Source organism: Allorhizobium paknamense (assembly GCF_030815125.1).
GTDB lineage: Bacteria > Pseudomonadota > Alphaproteobacteria > Rhizobiales > Rhizobiaceae > Allorhizobium > Allorhizobium paknamense.
The window spans coordinates 23,778-44,498 of sequence record NZ_JAUSWH010000013.1 but is presented as its reverse complement, the minus strand read 5'-3'; the positions used below and the strand labels follow the sequence as shown (position 1 = coordinate 44,498).

Genomic DNA, 20,721 nt, shown 5'->3' with positions numbered 1-20,721 from the left:
CTTCAAGACTCACTCCGGCTGCAAAATCGCTCTCAGCCCAGTTTGCAGGCTGTAATCGGTCATATCAAGCTTCAACGGCGTCACGGACACATGCTTGTCACGCACCGCGCGGATATCGCTGCCGGGATGAAAAGCGCCCCTGCGGTCGCCGAAACGCAGCCAGAAATAGGGAAAGCCCCGGGCATCCTTGCGCTCTTCCACGCTCAGGCCAAACTCCAGCTTGCCCTGCGCGGTCACCTCCACGCCGCGCACGTCAGCAGGAGCGCAATCGGGGAAGTTCAGATTGAGGAAACTGCCCTGCGGCATATCCATCACCATCAGCTTGCGGATCAGATCCGGCGCCAGCGTTTCCGCCACCTCCCAGGGAATGATGCGCTCACCCTCGTAATGATAGGCCTGGCTCAGCGCAAAGGAACGCACACCATGCACCGTGCCTTCAATCGCGCCCGCCACGGTTCCGGAATACGTCACGTCATCGGCCAGATTGGCCCCGGCATTGACACCGGAGAGCACGAGATCGGGCTTATCGGGCAGGATGTTGCGAATGCCCATGATCACGCAATCGGTCGGCGTCCCGCGCAGCGCAAAGCGCTTTTGCGAAATCTGCCGAAGCCTGAGTGGCTCCGACAGGGTCAAGGAATGGGCAAGGCCGCTCTGGTCATGTTCGGGCGCCACCACCCAGACATCATCGGAGAGTGTCTGCGCAATCCGCTCCAAAACGGCGAGGCCTTCGGCATGGATACCATCGTCATTGGTCAGCAGAATGCGCATCTCGTCCTCAGGCTGCCTTCTCGATCCTCTTCAAGCCGCCCATATAGGGCAGGAGCACGTCGGGAATAGTGACGGAGCCGTCTTCATTGAGATAGTTTTCCAGAACCGCGATCAGGCAGCGGCCGACCGCCGTGCCGGAACCGTTCAGCGTATGAACGAAGCTGGTACCCTTGCCGTCCTTGTTGCGGTAGCGGGCATTCATGCGTCGCGCCTGGAAATCGCCGCAGACCGAGCAGGACGAAATCTCGCGATAGGTCTTTTGACCCGGCAGCCAGACTTCAAGGTCATAGGTCTTGCGCGCGCCAAAGCCCATATCGCCCGTGCAAAGCGTCATGGTGCGGAAATGCAGGCCGAGACGCTTCAGCACCTCCTCGGCGCAAGCCGTCATCCGCTCATGCTCGGCAATCGAGCTTTCGGCGTCGGTGATCGACACCAGCTCACACTTCCAGAACTGATGCTGGCGCAGCATGCCGCGCGTATCGCGGCCTGCCGAGCCTGCTTCCGACCGGAAGGACGGGGTAAGCGCGGTAAAGCGCAGCGGCAGCTTGTCCTGCTCCAGAATTTCCCCGGAAACGAGATTGGTCAGCGTGACTTCCGCCGTCGGAATGAGCCAGCGGCCATCGGTGGTCTTGAACAGGTCTTCTGAGAATTTCGGCAGCTGACCGGTGCCGAACATGGCATCGTCGCGCACCATCAGCGGCGACGACACTTCCGTATAGCCATGCTCGCCGGTGTGCAGGTCGATCATGAACTGGCCGAGCGCCCGCTCCAGCCGCGCCAGCGGTCCTGTCAGCACCGTAAACCTTGCGCCGGAAAGCTTGGCGGCGCGTTCGAAATCCATGTAGCCCAGGGCTTCACCGATTTCGTAATGCTCCTTCGGCTCGTGGTTCCAGCCGGGCTTCTGGCCAACGACACGGGCCACGGCATTGTCCTGCTCGTCCTTGCCCACCGGCACATCGTCCAGCGGCACATTCGGAATGCGCGACAGGGCATCGTTGAGTTCGGCGGTGAGCTTGCGCTGTTCTTCTTCCGCCGCCGGCAGGCTTTCCTTCAGCACGGCCATTTCGGCCTTCAGCTTTTCGGCAAGCTCGGTGTTTTTCTGGGCCATGGCCGCGCCGATCTCCTTGGAGGCGGCATTGCGGCGCGACTGCATGTCCTGCATGGACTGGATCACGGAGCGGCGGCGTTCATCCAGCGCGATCAGGCTGGCGGAGAGCGCATCCGCGCCGCGCTTGGCCAGCGCCTGATCGAAAGCCTCGGGATTGTCGCGGATCCATTTGATGTCAAGCATGGGTGTTCCAGATCGTTTTAACAGCCAGATCGTTTTAACAGAAAGGGGCCAGCCCAGTTTCCCGGCCAGCCCTCATGATCAATCAGTTTAGCATCAGCTACGCTCGGAAAGCTCGGTAGACGTCTCTTCTTCCGCACTCGAAGCCTTGGCGCGGTTGCGCTCCACGATTCGTGCCGCGTAGATGGAGACCTCGTAGAGAATGATGGTAGGCAGCGCAAGGCCGATCTGCGACATCGGGTCCGGCGGGGTCAGCACGGCGGCGACGATGAAGGCGATGACGATGAAATATTTGCGCTTTTCCGCCAGCCACTTCGCCTCAAGAATGCCGACGCGGGCAAGAAGCGTCGTCACCACCGGAAGCTGGAAGACGAGCCCGAAGGCAAAGACCAGCGACATGATCAGGCTGAGATATTCCGACACCTTCGGCATCAGCGAAATCGCCACATCCCCCTCGCCCGGCGCCTGTTGCATGGCCAGGAAGAACCACATCACCATCGGCGTGAAGAAGAAGTAGACAAGCGCCGCCCCCATCAGGAACAGCACCGGCGAAGCCACGAGGAAGGGCAGGAAAGCCTGCCGCTCGTTCTTGTAGAGCCCCGGCGCCACGAATTTGTAGAGCTGGGCGGCAATTACCGGAAAGGCGAGCACCATGGCCGAGAACATTGCCACCTTCACCTGCGTGAAGAAGAATTCCTGAGGGGCCGTGTAGATCAATTCTGCCTTGGCCACATCGAGATGCGCCCAGATCACCGCCCATTTATAGGGAATGACCAGCAGGTTGAACAAATGCTTGGCAAAGAAGAAGCAGACGATGAAGGCAATGAAAAAAGCCAGAAGCGACCATATGAGCCGCGTACGCAGCTCCATCAGATGCTCCACCAGGGGCTGCGGCTTGTCCTCGATGTCGTCGCTCATGCGGTGTCCTTACCAGACAGGGGCTTTTTCTTTGCAACACGTTTTTTCGGGGTGATGACCTCACCCTCGACAACAACGGTCTTTTCAGGCTCAAGGGCCGCTTTGGGCTTGGCAGCGCGCGGCTTGCGGGGCTTTGCAGCCTCGACGACAGGTTCAGGCGCGACCAAGGCAGGCTTGGCGGCTACAGATTTACGCCGCTTTGCCAACGGCTTTTCTTCGACAGCAACGGGTGACACGGCGTCGCTGGCGGCGGGTTTCGGCTTGCGGGCACGTGCAGGCTTGGCCTTGACGTCCTCGGCCGCAGCAGGGGCAGCCGTTCCAACGGCTGTGACAGCAGCCGGTTTCGCGGCTGACGCCTGCGGGTCGGCAGGCTTTGACGAGACCACCGGATCCCCTGCCGCCGGCGCGCCGAGTGGCGGCAGATCGTCCGCCGTCATGGGCTGCGCAAGGGCAGAGGGCGGCTCGTGGCCGTCATCCACTGGAAAGCTGGGGGCCTGGGTGGACCGCTCCAGATCGGCTTTCAATTCCTGGCCGATCTCGCGCAGCGGATTGATTGCCTCGCGCAAGGCATTGGCCGGATTGAAGCGCTGGGCATCGCTGATGGTGCGATGAACATCGTCAAGCTCGGATTCCCGCAAGGCTTCCTCGAACTGGGCGCGGAACTCCCCAGCCGTGCGCCTGAGGCGCGTGGTCATCTTGCCAAAGGCCCGCAACATCGGCGGCAGGTCCTTTGGACCCACGACAACGATCAGCACCACTGCGATGACCAGCAGTTCGCTCCAGCCAATATCCAGCATAATCAGGCTCCCGAAGCGGCCTCATATCCCAACGGCAACCCCTCCTCCGACCGGAGGCATGAGGCATGCCTGCGCAGGCGCGGGCTCGGGTCATGAAACCCACGGCCCGCTCTCAACGTCGCCTTACTTGGTCTCGTCGGCCTTGTGATCGACGGTTTTGGCTGGCGTCTCCGGCGTGTCGTCATCGGACATGCCCTTCTTGAAGCTCTTGATGCCCTTGGCGACATCGCCCATCAGCTCCGGGATCTTGCCGCGGCCAAACAACAGCAGCACGATCACCAGAACGATCAGCCAATGCCACATACTAAAAGAACCCATGGGTCCAGCTCCTCAATTTCACGCTCTCAACGATTTAAGATGTTTGCCGAGGTTTTTCAAACAGCATTTTCCAATGCATGACCCCGAACACCGCTGTCCCCAGAAGTTTGGCAGCAAAAGAGTGGGCATGACCAATCCAGCCTTGTATCAGCCGCACCACTTCAAGCAGGATCATCATCCCGGGGAGCCAGCAAACCCAGCTCCTCGATATCCAGCGCCGTGATCGGATCTTCATCCTCGGTCAGATCATCGCTGCCGGTTGGCATCGGCACATGGAAATTCGGCGGAATACGACCGGAGAGCAGGCCTGCCCCTTTCAACTCCTCCAGCCCCGGCAGGTCACGCAGCTCCTCCAGCCCGAAATGATCGAGGAAATCGCGGGTCGTCCCGAAGGTTACCGGACGGCCCGGTGTGCGGCGACGGCCACGGAACCGCACCCAGCCTGCCTCCAGCAGCACGTCGATCGTGCCTTTCGAGGTCTGGACGCCGCGAATGTCCTCGATTTCGGCGCGCGTGACCGGCTGATGATAGGCGATGATCGCCAGCACCTCCAGCGCGGCGCGTGAAAGCTTCTTCACATCCGTGTCATCCTTGCGGATCGCGAAGGAAAGATCGGCGGCAGTGCGGAACGCCCAGTGATTTTCCACCCGCACCAGATTGACGCCACGCGGCGCATAATCCTGCTGCAATTCAAGCATCAAGGCCGCAACGTCGGTTTCTTTCGGCAGGCGCTCCGCCAGAAACGCCTCGGAGACCGGCTCCGAAGAGGCAAAGACCAGCGCCTCGGCAATGCGCAGGGCTTCCCGGTGGCGGATCGCTGCCGTCGGGTCCTCGGCCGCGGTGAACAGTTCCGGATATTCTTCCTGCGGCGTCATGGGTCCGTTTGCTCCGCTGGCATGGCCTCGCCTGCCCGGCCGCCGCGCATGTAAATGGGCTGAAAAGCACCCTCCTGGCGAATTTGCAGCTTGCCCTCCCGCACAAGTTCCAGAGAGGCCGCAAAGGCGCTGGCGATGGCCGTGATCCGCTCGGCGGGATCGGTGAGATATTGCAGAAGATAGCTGTCCAGCGCCGTCCAGTCCGTGATCTCGCCGATCATCTGGTTGAGCAGAGTGCGGGCATCGACCAGCGACCAGACCCGCCGCCGCTCGATCGTCACCTGGGTAAAGGCGGTGCGCTGGCGCAGATTGGCGTAAGCCGACAGCAGGTCGTAAAGGCTGGCCTGATAGGCGGAGGTGGTGTGGTGCGGCACATGTTCCGGCGCGCCGCGCGCAAACACATCCCGGCCAAGCCGGTTGCGGTTGATCAGACGGCCGGCGGCATCGCGCATCGCCTCCAGCCGCTTCAGGCGAAAGGCAAGGGCTGCGGCCATTTCTTCGCCGCTCGGCTCGTTATCCTTGGCAGGCTGGGGGATGAGCAGGCGCGATTTCAGATAGGCAAGCCATGCCGCCATCACCAGATAATCCGCCGCCAACTCAATGCGAATGCGCCGGGCCTGTTCAATGAAATGCAGATATTGCTCGGCCAGCGCCAGCACGGAAATACGCGCCAGATCAACCTTCTGGTTGCGCGCCAGAAACAGCAGCAGATCAAGCGGGCCCTCAAAGCCCGCAACGTCAATCACCAGGGCCGGATCGCCGCTCGCCCTGTCCGGTCCTTCCTCCCACAATTTTTCCAGCGGCGTCGCTGAGGACGCAGCCGGATTGGGGGCTGAAGGTGCACCGGGCATCACCATCAGGCAGACGCCATCAGACCCGCGAATTCCTCGCGCAGTGCCTGTTCATTCTCGCCATCGACCTTGCCAAATGCAGCTTCAACGGCCTTGGCACGCTCCAGAGATTTGCCATCAAGCTCCGGCGCTTCTGCCGCGACTTGCGCCATCTCCTCCATGATACCGTGACAATGCAGCAGCACGTCATTGCCCGCCGCAATCACCGCGCGGGCACGTTCGGCAATCGTGCCTTTCAACGCATTCATCGAGATATCGTCATTCATCAGCAAGCCGCCGAAACCGATCTCGTTGCGGATCAGCTCCTCAACCACCTTTTTCGACGTCGATGCCGTGTGGTCCGGATCATAGGCGGTGTAAACCACATGGGCGGTCATGGCCATCAAGGCATGCCGCATGCGCTTGAAGGGCGGCAGATCATGGGCATGCAACTCCTCGCGCGAGGCCGAAACCACGGGCAGCTCATGATGCGAATCCGCCATGCCGCGCCCGTGGCCGGGGATATGCTTGACCACAGGCAGCACACCGCCAGCGATCAAACCCGCCGCCGCCGCCTCGCCAAGGTCCGCCACCATCAGCGGATCGGTGCCGTAGGCCCGGTCACCAATGACATTGCTGGCCCCCTCCACCGGCACGTCCAGCACCGGCAGGCAATCGACATTGATACCATAGCGCGACAGGTCGAAGGCGTGCAGGCGAGACATGATCCAGGCCGCCCGCTGGCCCTTCTGCCGGTCGCGGCGGTAAAGATCGCCAATGGCGGCCCCCGAAGGATAACGCGGACTCATCGGCTCGCGGATACGCTGCACCCGTCCGCCCTCCTGATCGATCAGCACCGGCGCATTGCGTCCACCAACGGTATCGCGTAGCCCCGCAACCAGATCGGCAATCTGCGCGCCGTCCACACAGTTGCGGCCAAAAACAATAAAGCCCCAAGGCTGATGATCGCGAAAAAAAGCGATCTCATCCTGGGTAAGGACAGGGCCGGAACAGCCCAAAATCATGGCTTTTGCTTGGGTCATGCCGTGACAATAGCGCAGATGCGGCAAAAACCGAGAGGCAGGCAGCTATCATGCACAGAAAAAGCCCCGGACGTGAACTGACCCCCGAAAGTTGGACCTCCAACCTCGGGGGCTTTTTCCGTTTTTATCGTCAGCGGGTGACCATGCAGGTTCCGCCCGCGGCGCGGTAGCGTTCGCACATCGACACGGCGGCATCCTTGCCACCGGCTGGAATGCGAACGCGGTAATAGGTGCCCTTGCCGGGAATGTCCGCCGCCTTGATATCCACACCCTTGCCGCCAATGATCGAACCATATTTGGCGGAGAGGTTCTGATAGCTCTTGCGGGCGTCCGCTTCCGTCGGCAGCGAGGAGATCTGCACCACATAGCCGCCTGCGGAGGCCGATGCGGTCTGCGTGGCCGCAGCTTGAGGCTGCGCCGTAGCCGGTGCGGGTGCCGCAGGTTTTGCAGCGGCGGGCGCCGGTTGCGCGGCAGGCTTTGCGGCGGCAGTCTGCACCGTCGGACGCGGGGTCGGGACCGGCTGGTTCACCGGAGCCGGCTGCTGCGCCGAGGGCGCGGACAAAGCGGGCTGCGGCGGCTGGGCAGCGGGTTGCTGCACCGAAGCCTGTGTCGTGTTGGCCGTTGCCGGAGCATCGCTATCCTGAGCCACCAGCGAGCCGTCCGGACGGACGATCATCGTCTTGACCTTGCGCGGCTGCAGGCCGGGATTGGACTGGGCATTGTCGCCCGGCTGGCCGCTTTGCGCATTCGCCGTCTGCTGCGGATTTCCGGCACCGGCAGGCGGATTGTCCGCCGCATTCGCATCGGCTTCCGCCTCATTTTCCATCGGCAGATTATCGGGCTCCAGCGTGCGCTGCGCCACATCCATCGGCTCCTCGTCGGAGGAGATCAGGCTCTTCTGCTTCGGCTGGTCGGAGGCAGCGCCGGCCACACGGTCATAAACCGCCTTGTCCTGATTGGGCACGGACTTGCCGCCCGGATCCTGCGGAACGACCTTGACCGGAGCCTTGTCGGCCATCACGATCTTCGGCTCCCCGCCACCAAGCCCCTCACCGGCACCACCATATTTCCAGGCCAGCACACCACCGGCACCAACCACCACCAGAACGGCGGCGGCAGCAGCCACCATCCAGCGACGCGACGTCGGCTGGTCGTCCTCATAATCTTCGTCGTCCGCCTTCATCTCCTCGACGGGCACGGCAACCGCACCCTGCGGGCGGCCACCAAAGCTGTGCGGACCATCCAGGCTGCGGCGGAAATCTTCTTCCAGCGCCTTTTCAAAGACGTCGAAATCCTCGCTCGGCATGTTGCGAACCTGGGCCGCCATGGGCGGCACCGCAGCCGCTGCAACACCGGCTGCAGCAGCCGTGGCAGCCACGGCCTGCGGCGGCACGGCCGCCGGGGCCGGCTGAGAACGCTGCGGAGCCTGTTCCACCTTCTGGTCCAGAAGTGTGGCCAGTTCTGCATCGATATCGAAATCGAATTCCTGATTGAAATTCACAGGCACGACTTCGTCCTCGACAGGCGGCAATTCCGGCACTTCGAGATGGGCGAGCGTTTCCAGGTGATCGTCCTGATCGGCGATCTCCGTTGCATCGAACGGCAGATGCTGATCCGCATGGGGTGCCGCCGGTGCCGGATGATGGGCCGCAACGGGCGCGGCTTGCGTCACCGGCTGTGGAGCGGCGTGAACGGCAGGCGCAGGCTCAGCCGGTGCGGGCTGCGGAGCGGCTTCCGGCTTCACATTCAGATCGGACAAATCAAGTTCGATGTCATCCAGTTCCAGCTCGAATCCATCGCCGAACAGATCGAGATCTTCGTCCTGCGCGGCAGGGGCCGATGCTGCCTGCGGGGCAGTATAGGCGGGCGCAGCAGCCGGCATGGTGACCGATCTGGCGACAGGCTCGGGAGCCTCAGAGCGGGCAAGCTCCTCGAAGAAGCTTGGCACTTCACGCCGGACAGGCGCAACCGGCGCCTCCGGATAGACCAGCGCCGAGGTCTCACGAACGGGAACGGTATCCAGATGGATCGGAGCGGCAGCTTCCGCAGCATGATGATCCTGCGGAGAGAAGCCAAAATCAAAATCCTGTTCCGGCTCAGCGGCAGGCTCCGGCACGAATTCCGGCTCTGGCGCATAAGCATGATGAACTGGCGCATGAGGTTCAGGCTGAGCAGCCGGTGCGGGTTCGAAACGCGGCTCTTCCCGCGGCTGAGGCGCGGCGGTGGAGCGGACGGAATTGAAATTCGCAAGCGGCAGGCGATAGCGGCCGTAACCATCGGCGGGATCGGCGCCGCCGCTGCGGGCCTGCGCCTGCGGCTCGGGCGCCACATCGCCGACGGACCATTCCAGCTCACTGGCAAGGCCGCCTGCGTCGCTGTGATCAGCACCGAAATGGCCATGGCCCTGCGGCTCATCGCCATAGGCAGGCTGGCCGCCCCCAAAGGACACAGGCTCATAGGCCGGTGAATAGACCTCCGCCGTATAGGTGGGCGCGGCGTGGGCCGTACCACCTGAATGCGGCTCGGACGGAAGTTGAAAATCATCCACCTCCTGCAGAAGCTCGTCCTGCAGGTCAACGGTTTCGATGGGGGCTGTTTCAATATGGCGCGGCTCCGGGGAGGCCGGACGGGCCTCCTTCAGCTCACCATGGCGCACGACAGGCGCCTCATAGCCCACGAGACGAGCCAGCTCCGCCAGCGGATCATCATCCGCAAAGTCGTCGCCAGCCGGCCCCCTACTATATGCAGCCTGTTTTTGCACCATACCCGACATCCACTCGCTACGCGACCAATGACATGCCAGCGCAATGTGGGGAAATGGTGATGCCTATCGCATTTCCTCCGGGGCGTCGGTGCCGGTAATGGCAAGTCCCGACTTCAACACAGAGGCGACGGCATGCACCAGCCCGAGTCTGGCAAGACTTGATTGTCTATTTTTATCGTTAACAAATCGTAATTCCGGCTGATCCTTACCCTTGTTCCAATGCGCATGGAAGGAGCTGGCCAGATCGTAAAGATAAAAAGCAACGCGATGCGGCTCTAACGACTGTGCCGCAGAGTCTATGATTCGCGGATATTCTGCAAGCTTGGCAATGAGCTGTACTTCCGCCGGATCGGTAATACCGTCCACCGCCGACGCCAGCACCGAAGGCGACAGATCGAGATCGCCAAAAGCCTCGCGCGCCTGCCGGAAAATCGACATGCAGCGGGCATGGGCGTATTGAACGTAGAAGACCGGATTGTCCTTCGACTGTTCGGTTACCTTGGCGAAATCGAAGTCCAGCGGCTCGCTGTTCTTACGGTAGAGCATCATGAAGCGCACGGAATCGCGGCCCACTTCCTCCACCACTTCCCGCAGCGTCACGAAGTCACCGGAGCGCTTCGACATTTTCACCGGCTCGCCATCCCGGAACAGCTTGACCAGTTGGCACAGCAGCACAGTGAGCTTGGACTTGCCCTCGGAGACGCCGCGCGCCACGGCCTCCAGCCGCTTGACATAGCCGCCGTGATCGGCGCCGAGAACATAGATCATCTGCTCGAAGCCGCGATCGAACTTATCCTTGAAATAGGCAACGTCGGCGGCAAAATAGGTGTAGCTCCCATCCGATTTGATCAGCGGACGGTCGATATCGTCGCCCACTTCCGTGGACCGGAACAGGGTCTGCTCGCGGTCTTCCCAGTCTTCCGGCAATTGCCCCTTGGGCGGCGGCAGCGTGCCGCGATAGACATGCCCCTTGAAGGTCAGATCATTGATGGCCGTGCGGATCGGCGCGCCGCCATTGGCATGCAGCTGCCGTTCGGAAAAGAACACGTCGTGCTTGACGTTCAAGGCTTCCAGATCGTCCTTGATCATCGCCATCATGGCATTGATGGCGCGATCCTTGACAATCGCCATCCACTCTTCTTCCGGCATGGTGTGCAGGCGCGTGCCGAATTCCTGCGCCAGCGCCTCGCCCACCGGCTTCAGATAGTCGCCCGGGTACAGACCCGCCGGAATTTCACCGACCTTTTCACCAAGCGCCTCGCGGTAACGGATGAAGACCGACCGCGCCAGCACGTCGATCTGCGAGCCGGCATCGTTGATGTAATATTCCTTGGTGACGTTGAAGCCAGCAAAACCGAGAAGATTGGCAAGGGCATCGCCCACCACCGCGCCACGGCAATGGCCAACATGCATGGGGCCGGTGGGATTGGCCGACACATATTCCACATTGACCTTGCGGCCATTGCCGAGCCCCGTCTGGCCAAAGCGTGTGCCATCCTCGATCATCGAGGCCAGCAGACGCTGCCAGTAAGCGGTGGAAAGCCGGATATTCAGGAAGCCGGGACCGGCCACCGACACCTCGGCAATATCGGCATCCTGCTTCAGCGCATTGCCCAGAAGCTCGGCCAGCGCACGCGGATTGGTGCCGAGCGGCTTTGCCAGCACCATCGCGGCATTGGTGGCGGCATCGCCATGGCTGGCATCGCGCGGCGGCTCCACGACGATCCTGTCGAAAGCCAGCTCGCTTCGCTTTTCCTTTACAAGGTCAAGGGTTTCGAGGGCATTTTTGATTCGATTTTCGAAATCGGCAAACAGGTTCATCGCAATCAATCCACAGCAAAGCGGCAGCGCCGCATGGATGCGGCGCCCCTTTTCGCCCGCTGCCCTATCGCAAATCGGGTGTGTGGTCAAACAGCTGGCGGTGGACGCGCACCGCATAGGTGTCGGTCATGCCGGCCAGATAATCGCCGACATGGCGGGCCTTGGCAGGCGTTTCGAGCCCCGCGATATGTTCCACCCAATAGTGGCTTTTCATCAGGCTCGGCTCTTCCATATAGGCGTGGAAAAGGTCGGTGACGATCTGCGCGGCCCCTGCCCGGATACGCATGATATCCGGATGGCGGTAGATGCGCGAAAACAGCAGCTTCTTGATCTGGCGGTCGGTCTCGGCCATCTGTTCGGAGAAGGTGATGATGGTTTCGCCCGCCTGGCGGATGTCATCCGCCGACATCGGCTTGATACGCGACAGGCGCGATTGCGCCACGCCGATCACATCCTCCACCATGCGGGTGATCTGGCGGCGCATGATCTCGTGGGTGAAGCGATCCTCCTCCAGATTGGGATATTTCTCCCGCACCTCACGCATCAATCCGGCCAGGAAAGGCACGTCTTCCAGCATGTCGAAGGTCAGATAGCCGGAGCGGATACCGTCATCGATGTCATGGGTGTTGTAGGCGATGTCATCGGCCACGGCAGCAGCCTGGGCTTCAAGGCTGGCGTAGCTCGCCAGATCGAGATCCTGCAGCGCGCAATATTCCGTAATGGGCAGCGGCACCGGGCCGCGCGTGCCCTCACCGTCCGGCGTCATCAGCGGGCCGTTATGCTTCACCAGCCCTTCCAGCGTTTCCCAGGTGAGATTGAGGCCGTCAAATTCCGCATAGCGCCGCTCCAGCTTGGTGACAATGCGCAGCGACTGGGCATTGTGATCGAAGCCGCCATAGGGCTTCAGCACCTCGTCCAGCGCATCCTCGCCGGTATGGCCAAAAGGCGTATGACCGAAATCATGCACCAAGGCCACACCCTCGGCCAGATCCTCATCGATGCGGAAAGCGCGCGCCAGCGCCCGGGCAATCTGCGCCACTTCAATGGTATGGGTCAGCCGCGTGCGATAATGATCGCTATCGGGGCCGATGAACACTTGCGTCTTGTGCTTCAGCCGGCGAAAGGCGGTGGTGTGAACGATGCGGTCGCGGTCGCGCTGGAACTCCGAACGGGTCAGGCTTGCGCCTTCCGGATAAAGGCGCCCACGGGTGGACCAGGGATCAGCCGCAAAAATCGACCGCTCACCGAAACCAAAACCCAACGCATTTCTGTCTATCGTCATACTCGTCCTGTTCCCGCCCATTGACGCCCAATTGGTCTATCCATACCTATAGACCATGTCGCGAAGCCTGTGCAGCAATTGCACCGTGGATGAGCGATAGAATAGCTTAAAACCCGGCCGCCCATCCTTTTCTACTGGTAAAACCGCCTGATTTTCATGGCATTTCCTGTCATAACGGATGGAAGACGGGTTTCAGTTCCAGTTTTTTCCAGTTTTCTACGGGCCTTGACCCCGTGAGGAGGCAAAGATGACGAATCAGAGCGTGACGCTGTCGGAACAGGCAGCCAAGCGTATCAACAAGATCCTGGCCGGCGATGCCGGCAAGCAGGCGCTGCGCATTTCCGTGGAAGGCGGCGGCTGTTCCGGCTTTTCCTACAAGTTCGATCTGGACGGGAGCGCGCAGCCGGACGATCTGGTGGTGGAGCGCGATGGCGCGAAACTTTTGATCGACCCTGTTTCGCTGGTCTATATGGCCGGGTCAGAGGTAGATTTTGTCGACAATCTGCTCGGCCAATCCTTCCAGATCAAAAATCCGAATGCGGTGGCCAGTTGCGGCTGCGGCACCAGTTTTGCCGTCTGATACCAAGGCTCGAAGATGCTAACGCATCCTCGCCTTGAAAGAATTTCGAATATCTCAAATGCATCAAGGGCTTGAGATATTCGAAAAGGGAATACGAACTGCCATTTTCAATGACTCTTCGTATGACACACTTTTTCCCAAGAGACATGAAGAGCAGACATGAAGATTGCCACCTGGAATATCAACGGCGTGAAGGCGCGGATCGCCAATCTCTGCCAATGGCTGGAAAGCTGCGCGCCTGACATCGTCTGCCTTCAGGAAATCAAGTCCGTGGATGAAGGCTTTCCACGGTCGGAAATCGAGGCGCTGGGTTATCACGTCGAAACCCATGGACAGAAGGGCTTCAACGGGGTGGCTCTTTTGTCGAAAATCAAGCCGGACGAGGTCAATCGCGGCCTTCCGGGCGATGAAACGGATGAACAGGCGCGCTTTATCGAGGGCGTCTTCTCCGTCGAAGGCGGCGTTATCCGTGTCTGCTCACTTTATTTGCCCAACGGCAACCCCGCCGACGATCCGGTGAAATATCCTTACAAACTTGCCTGGATGGAAAGGCTGCGCCGCTTCGCCGAAGACCGGCTGGCGCTGGAGGAACCGCTTATTCTGGCGGGCGATTATAACGTGATCCCGGAACCCTATGACTGCCACGATCCGGCCGTGTGGGCTCAGGATGCACTGTTTCTCCCCGCGACTCGGGCCGCCTTCCGCAGGCTTGAGCATCTGGGGCTGACAGATGCAGTGCGCGCGACCAGCGATGCTGTGAAGCTTTATTCCTTTTGGGATTATCAGGCCGGCGCCTGGCAGAAAAACAACGGCATCCGGATCGATCACCTGCTGCTGTCAGCCGAAGCCACGGACCGGTTGATCTCCACCGATATCGAAAAGCACGTCAGAAGCTGGGAAAAGCCTTCGGACCATGTGCCGGTCATTGGCCACTTTCGGTTCTAAAAGGCTGCAGCAAAACTTTATTCCGGCTGCTGCTGAACCTGTGGCACGAGCGCTACCGCTGTGCGGCGCTCTTTTTCATCGGCCAGCGAGAAGGCACGCTCCTGCAAATCCTGAATCCAGGTGCAGTCCTTCGGGGCGCATTTGTCCAGCGCCGCCGTCATGAAAGCCAGACCGCGCGCTGATTGCCCTTCCTGAAAGATGACATTGCCAAACAGCGCCATGGCTCCGGCGTGACCATTCTTGCGGGCAAGGTTGAGCCACTTCTTGGCCTGGAGCACGTTTTTCTTACCGCCCTCACCTGCCAGCAGCATCTTGGCCAGTTCGAACTGGGCATCGGCGAAGCCGAAAGTGGATGCCGCCTGGAAATAAAGCTGACGGGCCTGGCTGAGGTCAACGCCGACGGGACTGCCCGGAATGCCATCACGATAGTAATTGGCAAGGGAGGTCAACGCATTGACGAAATAGACCGTATCTTCGGAACCGGGCTCGACACCCTGATTGGCGATTTCGGAATAGATCTTGAACGCCTCGTAATCGTTCTTCACCACGCCATCGCCATCGGCATACATATTGGCGAGCGCCCAGCGTGAGCCTGTATGGCCCTTTTCGGCAGCATAGCGATAGGCCTCTACGGCATCTTCCGTCTTGCCGCTCTTCTGGGCATTGAAACCGAACTTGAAAAGATCGAAGGGCCCGGATTCCTTGCTGACACCGGATTTGATGTCAAAAGCCCGAACGGGCGCAGCAGACATGAAGACGCCAAGCGCCAGCGAACAGAAAACGGCAGCCGACAATTTCCATTCAGGCCTCACGGCGACACCGCTATACTTCAACATTACCACAACCACAGGCCTTTCCACGCATGCGCGGAGACTGCAACACCCAACCTATCGCCCCTGAAACCCCGTCCTGAAACCAGCAGCCTTCGCGCGCTTTCATGACAAGCTTGAGAGGAAGGATAAAAAGAATTTCAGGCAAGACTAGGACCTTTTCCACAAGCCCGGATTCTTTGGCGGGATTGAAGCTTACGGCAAACTGCAAATGCCGCAATCCCCTTGAAAGACCTTGCTTATTCAACTTCCAGGCAAGCATGAAAAACCCGAATATCAAGCGCGGCCACACTCAACACCCCGCGTAAAAGTAGAGTTGCTCCGCCTTTGTGGCGGGATTCGGACAAAATCGGCAGGATGAAGGCACCGCTTCAACGAAGTATTGGCAGTTGCTGAAAAGACACAATATTCGCCACCCGTTTTAAGAAACCCAGCGACCAAGACGGAACCTATTCTTAAATTTCCGTGAAAAGCGGCTGTTTCTATAGTTAATTAACGGGAGTCCAGCTCTATCCATAGAAACGCCGGCCAGACAAGAGAGGAGACGTTGTCAGCTACTGCTGCCAAGATGTAAATCATCTGACCGAATAGCCCGAACTCGTTTTCCGTCAGATACGAAAAAATTGGAGCATTGGGTTGATTCCGATTTTCGGCACAACGCTCTAGAATGAACCATGGTGATGATTATTCCTTAAGAAGAAAGGATATCCTCACTTCAAGCCATGAAAGAAAATTGTGCAAATGGAGGCTGTATAATCGGATCAAGATCACATCCTTACACCTCAAACAGGCACACTTTACGGTTTGGACAAGCACTAAAACAACAGTGACCTCTTGCACCGTGCTCGCAAAGAACACACCGCCATTTGCGATTTTTGCGATATCCGAGATTGAAGTCCACCCGACTTAAAAGAAATACGCAAAAATACAAAAGAAATCGGATCCGGTGACCTATTGCCACCGGATCTAAAATTAAAACTTAACCTTCAGCTTTGCAGAGAGCGCACCCACGAAGTCATTGCCGAATTCGTAGCTTGCGTCAGTGCCGTAAGACACGCCGTCCAAAACCACAGAACCCGACTTGCCACTAGTGAGGATACCGACCAGACCGGCAAGTTGCAATTCGACATTTTTGTTTGGATTATAGGAGACACCAAGACCGAGCGCCCAAGTATCCGTCTGCGTACCATAACCTTGAGAGGTCCCCTGATCCCAGGTCACACTCACCGCACCGCTCCACTGATCGGTAAACTTATGGCCAATACCAGTTGTGATGGTCCATCCGTCTCTATAGCCAAGATCAAGCGAGGTCGCTTGAGTTTGTGTACCTTTATAATAGAAAGGTATCTTCTGGAATTGACTCCAGTCTGTCCATTTTACGGAGCCGAAGGCGAGCCAATCTGGAGCAATCCCGCTCTGCAGCTTCAGCTCGACACTGTCAGGCATGTTCTGCGAGCCATAAACCTCATAAGTAGATCTACCCACCTGCGTCAGGTCTAGAGTGCCGGTAATATCGCTAAGCTTCACTTCGCTATTATATACGAGGCTAGCCCGCATCGCATACTCAGGAATCTCATAGGCTACCCCGGTGCGCCATCCCCATCCGTCACCTTCAAGATCGAGGCGCCCAATTCCGGAAAGGGCAGCCGTATATCCGGTGAAATCCTGAACCAGACGCTCCTTGAAACCCCATACTTTTTGATAGAAGCCACCGCCGATAACCCTCAACTGACCGGGACCAACGTCGAATTTGTAAGAGCATGTCAGTGCGTAATTTTCGCTACTAACTTTGGTCTCGACATTTTCATTGGCACCCGCCCAGTTACTACCAGGCTTGGTGTGCGCTCCCCATGGCTGAGAATAGTCAACCAAGCAATCAAAACCGTTTGTAAATCCAACCTTGATACCAGCTCTATAGTTCTCATAGGCCTTCGTGTCGGTCACGCTGGTCGAGCGACCACTTAAATCACCACCACCCGCCCCAGAAGACGTGCCGTTATAAGGATACACCGCTGAAGATGTGTCACTATCCTTGACGTTTTTCAACTTTCGCTCCGGCGCTACATACACACCGGTAGCCTCACTTGTTACAGAGGAGGGATCGAACAGCAGATCGATATTATATCCACCTCGCTCAAGACCGCCCGCCTGCGCCTGCCCAGCCAGAGCAGCAATGCCCAAAAGCGCAATGACGCCTGACCTCATGCCTGTATTCATGGATGTTCCCCGCTCTCCAAATCACTCTGAAATCATTCTATATTTGACGTGTGCAAAAACAATCCGGCCTCTGCCCGCCAAACCTACGCCAAGTTGAATGCAGATTTACGTAGGTTTTGCTGAACGCCCCACAGCCAATGCGATGGGAAATCTTTTTTTCCAAAAATGACGAACAAATCTCCGTGTATTGAAAATTATTTCTAACCCAAAAAAGAACCGTGTCCCACTTACAACATATCAATTTTTACATAAAGAGAGGGAAATCCCTGTGAAAAAACGGAGAAAACAGCCCGCAAATGGCTCAAAAGCTAATAAAGCGTAAAAACAATCCCGCAATCGCTCAAATTGCAAAAAAAACATCCCGGAAAGAACCGGGATGTTTCGAGGAAATAAAATTCCAAAAACCTATCGCGGCGCACAATTCAAGGGTGCGCCGCAAAAATCTTCACTGCGCCTCCATCACGCGCGACAGCGCCAGCCTCAGGGAAGCAATCTGCACCTCCAGTTCGGCAAAGCGCTCACGCTCGGCGGCGACCACGTCCGGATTGGCATTTGCCACGAATTTTTCGTTGCCGAGCTTCGCCGAAATACGGCTCATTTCCTGATCCGCCTTGCCAACCGCCTTTTCAAGCCGCGCCTTTTCAGCAGAGACATCGATCAGCGCGCCGAGCGGCAGGCAGGCTGTCGCCTCGCCCACCACGATCTGGGCAGCGCCTTTCGGGGCTTCTGCGGCAAGGGCGATACTTTCCACCCGCGCCAGACGCTTGATCGCCGCTTCATGGCGCTGCAGACGCTCCTGCGTCATACTATTGGCCGCGACCACGATCAGCGGCGCAACGGCGCTCGGCGGCACATTCATCTCGGCCCGTGCCGAGCGAATACCGGAAACGATCTCCACCAGCCAATTGATATCAGCGGCGGCGGAAATATCCGAGAAGGTCAGTTCCGGCCAGTCGGCATGGCAAAGCAGGCTTTCCCGCGCCTGCCCCTCGCCCGCCGTATGGGCGTAAAGCTCTTCCGTCATGAACGGCATGAAGGGATGCAGGAGCTTGTAGGTCTCTTCCAGCACATAGGCCGAGCATGCCTGCGCCTCGCGCTTGGCCGCCTCGTCTTCCCCGGCGTAGACCGGCTTCAGCAGTTCCAGATACCAGTCGCAGAACTGGTTCCAGACGAAGCGATAGAGCGAGCTTGCCGCATCGTTGAAGCGGAAATGCTCAATCGCCTCCGTCACCTCCCGCTGGGTGCGGGTGAGTTCCGTCAAAATCCAGCGATTGATGGCGAGGCTGGAGGTCTCGGGCAGGAAGGCCGGATCACGGCGCGCGCCATTCATTTCCGCAAAGCGTGTAGCGTTCCACAGCTTGGTGCCAAAATTGCGATAACCGGCGATGCGGGCCGGGTCTAGCTTTACGTCACGGCCCTGGGCCGCCATGATCGCCAGCGTGAAGCGCAGCGCATCCGCCCCATATTCATCGATCAACTGCAAGGGGTCGATGACATTGCCCTTGGACTTCGACATCTTCTGGCCGTTCTTGTCCCGCACCAGCGCATGCACATAGACCGTCTCGAAGGGCTCGACGGGATTGCCATCCTCATCCTTCATGAAATGCAGGCTCATCATCATCATCCGGGCCACCCAGAAGAAGATAATGTCGAAACCTGTCACCAGAACGTCTGTCGGGTAGTACCGCGCCAGCTCCGGCGTCTTGTCCGGCCAGCCCAGCGTCGAGAAGGGCCAGAGCGCGGAGGAGAACCAGGTGTCCAGCACATCCTCGTCGCGAGTCAGGATCTCACCCGGCGCGAAGTTTTCCAGCTTTTCCTGCACCCAGGCTTTCCACGGACCTTCATGGGCAAGATAGTGCTGAACGGCTGCATCCAGCGCCTCTTCCTCGGTCTTCTCAACGAAAACCTGACCGTCCGGACCATACCAGGCCGGGATTTGATGCCCCCACCACAGTTGGCGGGACACGCACCAGGGCTGGATGTTTTCCATCCACTCGTAATAGGTCTTTTCCCAGTTCTTCGGCACGAATTTGGTGCGGCCTTCGCGCACGGACGCAATCGCCGGCTCGGCCAGCGTCTTGGCATCGACATACCATTGCTCGGTCAGACGCGGCTCGATCGGCACGCCACCGCGATCGCCATGCGGCACCATGTGCTTGTGCGGCTCGATCTTGTCCAGCAAGCCTTCCGCTTCCAGAATCTCGACAATCTTCTTGCGCACGAAAAACCGGTCCTGGCCCTGCAACTCGGCCCAGACCATCTCCTGCTCGCGGCTGGGCGCCAGACCTTCCAGGAAGTCGTCATTGTCCGTAATAGTCACGGTCGCGTCGACATTCAGGATGTTGATCATCCTGAGGCCAGCGCGCTTGCCCACCTCGAAATCGTTGAAATCATGGGCAGGCGTCATCTTCACCGCGCCGGTGCCTGCGGTCGGATCGGGATATTCATCGGCAACGATCGGAATGCGACGGCCAACGATGGGCAGGATGACATGCTTGCCGACAATGTCCTTATAGCGTGCATCGTCCGGATGAACGGCAATGCCGGTATCGCCCAGCATGGTTTCCGGACGGGTGGTGGCAACCACCAGATAATCGCGCGTTTCCCATTCCGTCGGCTTGCCATCCTCGTCGAAGGCAATCGGATGCTGGTAGGTGACACCCTCTTCCAGGGGGTAGCGCAGATGCCAGAGATTGCCGTTGATCTCATGCTGCTCGACTTCCAGATCGGAAATCGCCGTCAGGAGCTTCGGGTCCCAGTTGACCAGCCGCTTGTCCTTATAAATCAGGCCCTGCTTGTAGAGCGTGACGAAGACTTCAAGAACGGCCTTGGACAGGCCCTCGTCCATGGTAAAGCGCTCGCGCGACCAGTCACAGGAGGCGCCCAGGCGCTTCAACTGGTTGAAGATCATGCCACCTGATTCGGCCTTCCATTCCCAGACCTTGTCAATGAAGGCATCACGATCCATCTCGCGACGGCCCGGCAATTGCCGTTCCATCAACTGGCGCTCGACCACCATCTGGGTGGCAATGCCCGCATGGTCCATGCCCGGCTGCCACAGCACATCCTTGCCGCGCATGCGCTCGAAGCGCACCATGATATCCTGCAGCGTATTGTTGAGCGCGTGGCCCATATGCAGTGAGCCGGTCACGTTCGGTGGCGGAATCACGATGGTGAAGCTGTCTGCGCCCGGCTTGGCATTGGCACCGGCGCGGAAGGCATCCGCCTCGTCCCAGGACTTGGCGATCTTCGGTTCGACGGCAGCGGAATCATAGGTCTTATCGAGCATTTTATGACCAGACGTTCGTGGAAATCAGTCCCCGTGTAAACCGGAGCGATCCGGCAGTGTCAAGGACACTAGAGCATGTCGTGCAAAAGTGTGCAGCGGTTTTGCGAGAACGACATGCGTTAAAAGAAGAAGGTAAAGCACGTTGAGTGAGGC

The 20,721-nt window shown here is 59.0% G+C and carries 17 protein-coding genes; 2 read left to right on the top strand and 15 right to left on the bottom strand.

What is annotated here, in order from left to right; translation table 11 throughout:
• Positions 1-9: 9 nt before the first annotated feature.
• From surE to QO005_RS17620, 11 genes are all read right to left on the bottom strand, one after another.
• Positions 10-771 (bottom strand): 5'/3'-nucleotidase SurE, encoded by a 762-nt coding sequence (gene surE, locus QO005_RS17670; protein WP_307159384.1) that lies wholly within the window; start codon positions 769-771, stop codon positions 10-12.
• A 7-nt stretch (positions 772-778) separates the two neighbouring features.
• The gene (gene serS, locus QO005_RS17665; protein WP_307159383.1) at positions 779-2,062 is read right to left on the bottom strand and encodes a serine--tRNA ligase; all 1,284 of its coding nucleotides are present in this window, start codon (positions 2,060-2,062) and stop codon (positions 779-781) included.
• 93 nt (positions 2,063-2,155) lie between these two features.
• Positions 2,156-2,977 carry a twin-arginine translocase subunit TatC gene (gene tatC / locus QO005_RS17660; RefSeq protein ID WP_307159382.1) on the bottom strand — a complete coding sequence of 274 codons (822 nt, stop codon included), beginning with the start codon at positions 2,975-2,977 and terminating at the stop codon, positions 2,156-2,158.
• Positions 2,974-3,774 (bottom strand): Sec-independent protein translocase protein TatB, encoded by an 801-nt coding sequence (tatB, locus tag QO005_RS17655; protein WP_307159381.1) that lies wholly within the window; start codon positions 3,772-3,774, stop codon positions 2,974-2,976. The genes tatC and tatB overlap by 4 nt, the downstream gene beginning before the upstream one ends.
• Before the next feature lie 123 nt (positions 3,775-3,897).
• On the bottom strand, positions 3,898-4,092 hold the full coding sequence (locus tag QO005_RS17650; RefSeq protein WP_307159380.1) for a twin-arginine translocase TatA/TatE family subunit: 195 nt from the start codon (positions 4,090-4,092) through the stop codon (positions 3,898-3,900).
• A gap of 161 nt (positions 4,093-4,253) precedes the next feature.
• On the bottom strand, positions 4,254-4,967 hold the full coding sequence (gene scpB, locus QO005_RS17645) for an SMC-Scp complex subunit ScpB (RefSeq protein ID WP_370878100.1): 714 nt from the start codon (positions 4,965-4,967) through the stop codon (positions 4,254-4,256).
• On the bottom strand, positions 4,964-5,824 hold the full coding sequence (locus QO005_RS17640) for a segregation and condensation protein A (protein WP_307159379.1): 861 nt from the start codon (positions 5,822-5,824) through the stop codon (positions 4,964-4,966). Before QO005_RS17640 ends, scpB begins: the two co-directional genes overlap by 4 nt.
• Positions 5,824-6,840: a beta-N-acetylhexosaminidase gene (nagZ, locus tag QO005_RS17635; protein ID WP_307159378.1), complete on the bottom strand. Its 1,017-nt coding sequence runs from the start codon at positions 6,838-6,840 to the stop codon at positions 5,824-5,826. The genes QO005_RS17640 and nagZ overlap by 1 nt, the downstream gene beginning before the upstream one ends.
• A gap of 130 nt (positions 6,841-6,970) precedes the next feature.
• Complete coding sequence (locus QO005_RS17630; RefSeq protein ID WP_307159377.1) at positions 6,971-9,604, bottom strand: SPOR domain-containing protein; 2,634 nt, start codon at positions 9,602-9,604, stop codon at positions 6,971-6,973.
• A gap of 63 nt (positions 9,605-9,667) precedes the next feature.
• Positions 9,668-11,425, bottom strand: a complete 1,758-nt coding sequence (argS, locus tag QO005_RS17625) for an arginine--tRNA ligase (protein WP_307159376.1) — start codon at positions 11,423-11,425, stop codon at positions 9,668-9,670.
• 64 nt (positions 11,426-11,489) lie between these two features.
• The gene (locus QO005_RS17620; protein WP_307159375.1) at positions 11,490-12,707 is read right to left on the bottom strand and encodes a deoxyguanosinetriphosphate triphosphohydrolase; all 1,218 of its coding nucleotides are present in this window, start codon (positions 12,705-12,707) and stop codon (positions 11,490-11,492) included.
• A gap of 247 nt (positions 12,708-12,954) precedes the next feature.
• Between QO005_RS17620 and erpA the strand changes: the two genes are divergently transcribed.
• Complete coding sequence (erpA, locus tag QO005_RS17615; protein ID WP_307159374.1) at positions 12,955-13,287, top strand: iron-sulfur cluster insertion protein ErpA; 333 nt, start codon at positions 12,955-12,957, stop codon at positions 13,285-13,287.
• Positions 13,288-13,446: 159 nt separating this feature from the next.
• A complete protein-coding gene (gene xth / locus QO005_RS17610; protein WP_307159373.1) occupies positions 13,447-14,232 on the top strand; it encodes an exodeoxyribonuclease III in 786 nt (261 codons plus the stop codon).
• Positions 14,233-14,249: 17 nt separating this feature from the next.
• Here the strand turns inward: xth and exoR are convergent, their stop codons facing one another.
• The 4 genes from exoR to QO005_RS17590 all read right to left on the bottom strand — a co-directional run bounded on the left by exoR (position 14,250) and on the right by QO005_RS17590 (position 20,568).
• Positions 14,250-15,068: an exopolysaccharide production regulator ExoR gene (exoR, locus tag QO005_RS17605; protein WP_370878099.1), complete on the bottom strand. Its 819-nt coding sequence runs from the start codon at positions 15,066-15,068 to the stop codon at positions 14,250-14,252.
• Positions 15,055-15,324 (bottom strand): hypothetical protein, encoded by a 270-nt coding sequence (locus QO005_RS17600; protein ID WP_307159372.1) that lies wholly within the window; start codon positions 15,322-15,324, stop codon positions 15,055-15,057. The genes exoR and QO005_RS17600 overlap by 14 nt, the downstream gene beginning before the upstream one ends.
• 710 nt (positions 15,325-16,034) lie before the next feature.
• A complete protein-coding gene (locus QO005_RS17595) occupies positions 16,035-17,279 on the bottom strand; it encodes an outer membrane protein transport protein (protein WP_307159371.1) in 1,245 nt (414 codons plus the stop codon).
• A 445-nt stretch (positions 17,280-17,724) separates the two neighbouring features.
• Positions 17,725-20,568, bottom strand: a complete 2,844-nt coding sequence (locus QO005_RS17590) for a valine--tRNA ligase (protein WP_307159370.1) — start codon at positions 20,566-20,568, stop codon at positions 17,725-17,727.
• Positions 20,569-20,721 lie beyond the last annotated feature (153 nt).

Bases quoted from the DNA above. Each gene is read 5' to 3' on its own strand.
- xth (WP_307159373.1), top strand. From the start codon at position 13,447: ATGAAGATTGCCACCTGGAATATCAACGGCGTGAAGGCGCGGATCGCC.
- QO005_RS17640 (WP_307159379.1), bottom strand. From the start codon at position 5,824: ATGGTGATGCCCGGTGCACCTTCAGCCCCCAATCCGGCTGCGTCCTCA.
- serS (WP_307159383.1), bottom strand. From the start codon at position 2,062: ATGCTTGACATCAAATGGATCCGCGACAATCCCGAGGCTTTCGATCAG.
- QO005_RS17590 (WP_307159370.1), bottom strand. From the start codon at position 20,568: ATGCTCGATAAGACCTATGATTCCGCTGCCGTCGAACCGAAGATCGCC.
- exoR (WP_370878099.1), bottom strand. From the start codon at position 15,068: ATGTTGAAGTATAGCGGTGTCGCCGTGAGGCCTGAATGGAAATTGTCG.
- QO005_RS17650 (WP_307159380.1), bottom strand. From the start codon at position 4,092: ATGGGTTCTTTTAGTATGTGGCATTGGCTGATCGTTCTGGTGATCGTG.
- QO005_RS17600 (WP_307159372.1), bottom strand. From the start codon at position 15,324: ATGCTTGCCTGGAAGTTGAATAAGCAAGGTCTTTCAAGGGGATTGCGG.
- QO005_RS17630 (WP_307159377.1), bottom strand. From the start codon at position 9,604: ATGGTGCAAAAACAGGCTGCATATAGTAGGGGGCCGGCTGGCGACGAC.
- tatC (WP_307159382.1), bottom strand. From the start codon at position 2,977: ATGAGCGACGACATCGAGGACAAGCCGCAGCCCCTGGTGGAGCATCTG.
- tatB (WP_307159381.1), bottom strand. From the start codon at position 3,774: ATGCTGGATATTGGCTGGAGCGAACTGCTGGTCATCGCAGTGGTGCTG.
- scpB (WP_370878100.1), bottom strand. From the start codon at position 4,967: ATGACGCCGCAGGAAGAATATCCGGAACTGTTCACCGCGGCCGAGGAC.
- nagZ (WP_307159378.1), bottom strand. From the start codon at position 6,840: ATGACCCAAGCAAAAGCCATGATTTTGGGCTGTTCCGGCCCTGTCCTT.
- surE (WP_307159384.1), bottom strand. From the start codon at position 771: ATGCGCATTCTGCTGACCAATGACGATGGTATCCATGCCGAAGGCCTC.
- QO005_RS17620 (WP_307159375.1), bottom strand. From the start codon at position 12,707: ATGACGATAGACAGAAATGCGTTGGGTTTTGGTTTCGGTGAGCGGTCG.
- erpA (WP_307159374.1), top strand. From the start codon at position 12,955: ATGACGAATCAGAGCGTGACGCTGTCGGAACAGGCAGCCAAGCGTATC.
- argS (WP_307159376.1), bottom strand. From the start codon at position 11,425: ATGAACCTGTTTGCCGATTTCGAAAATCGAATCAAAAATGCCCTCGAA.
- QO005_RS17595 (WP_307159371.1), bottom strand. From the start codon at position 17,279: ATGAATACAGGCATGAGGTCAGGCGTCATTGCGCTTTTGGGCATTGCT.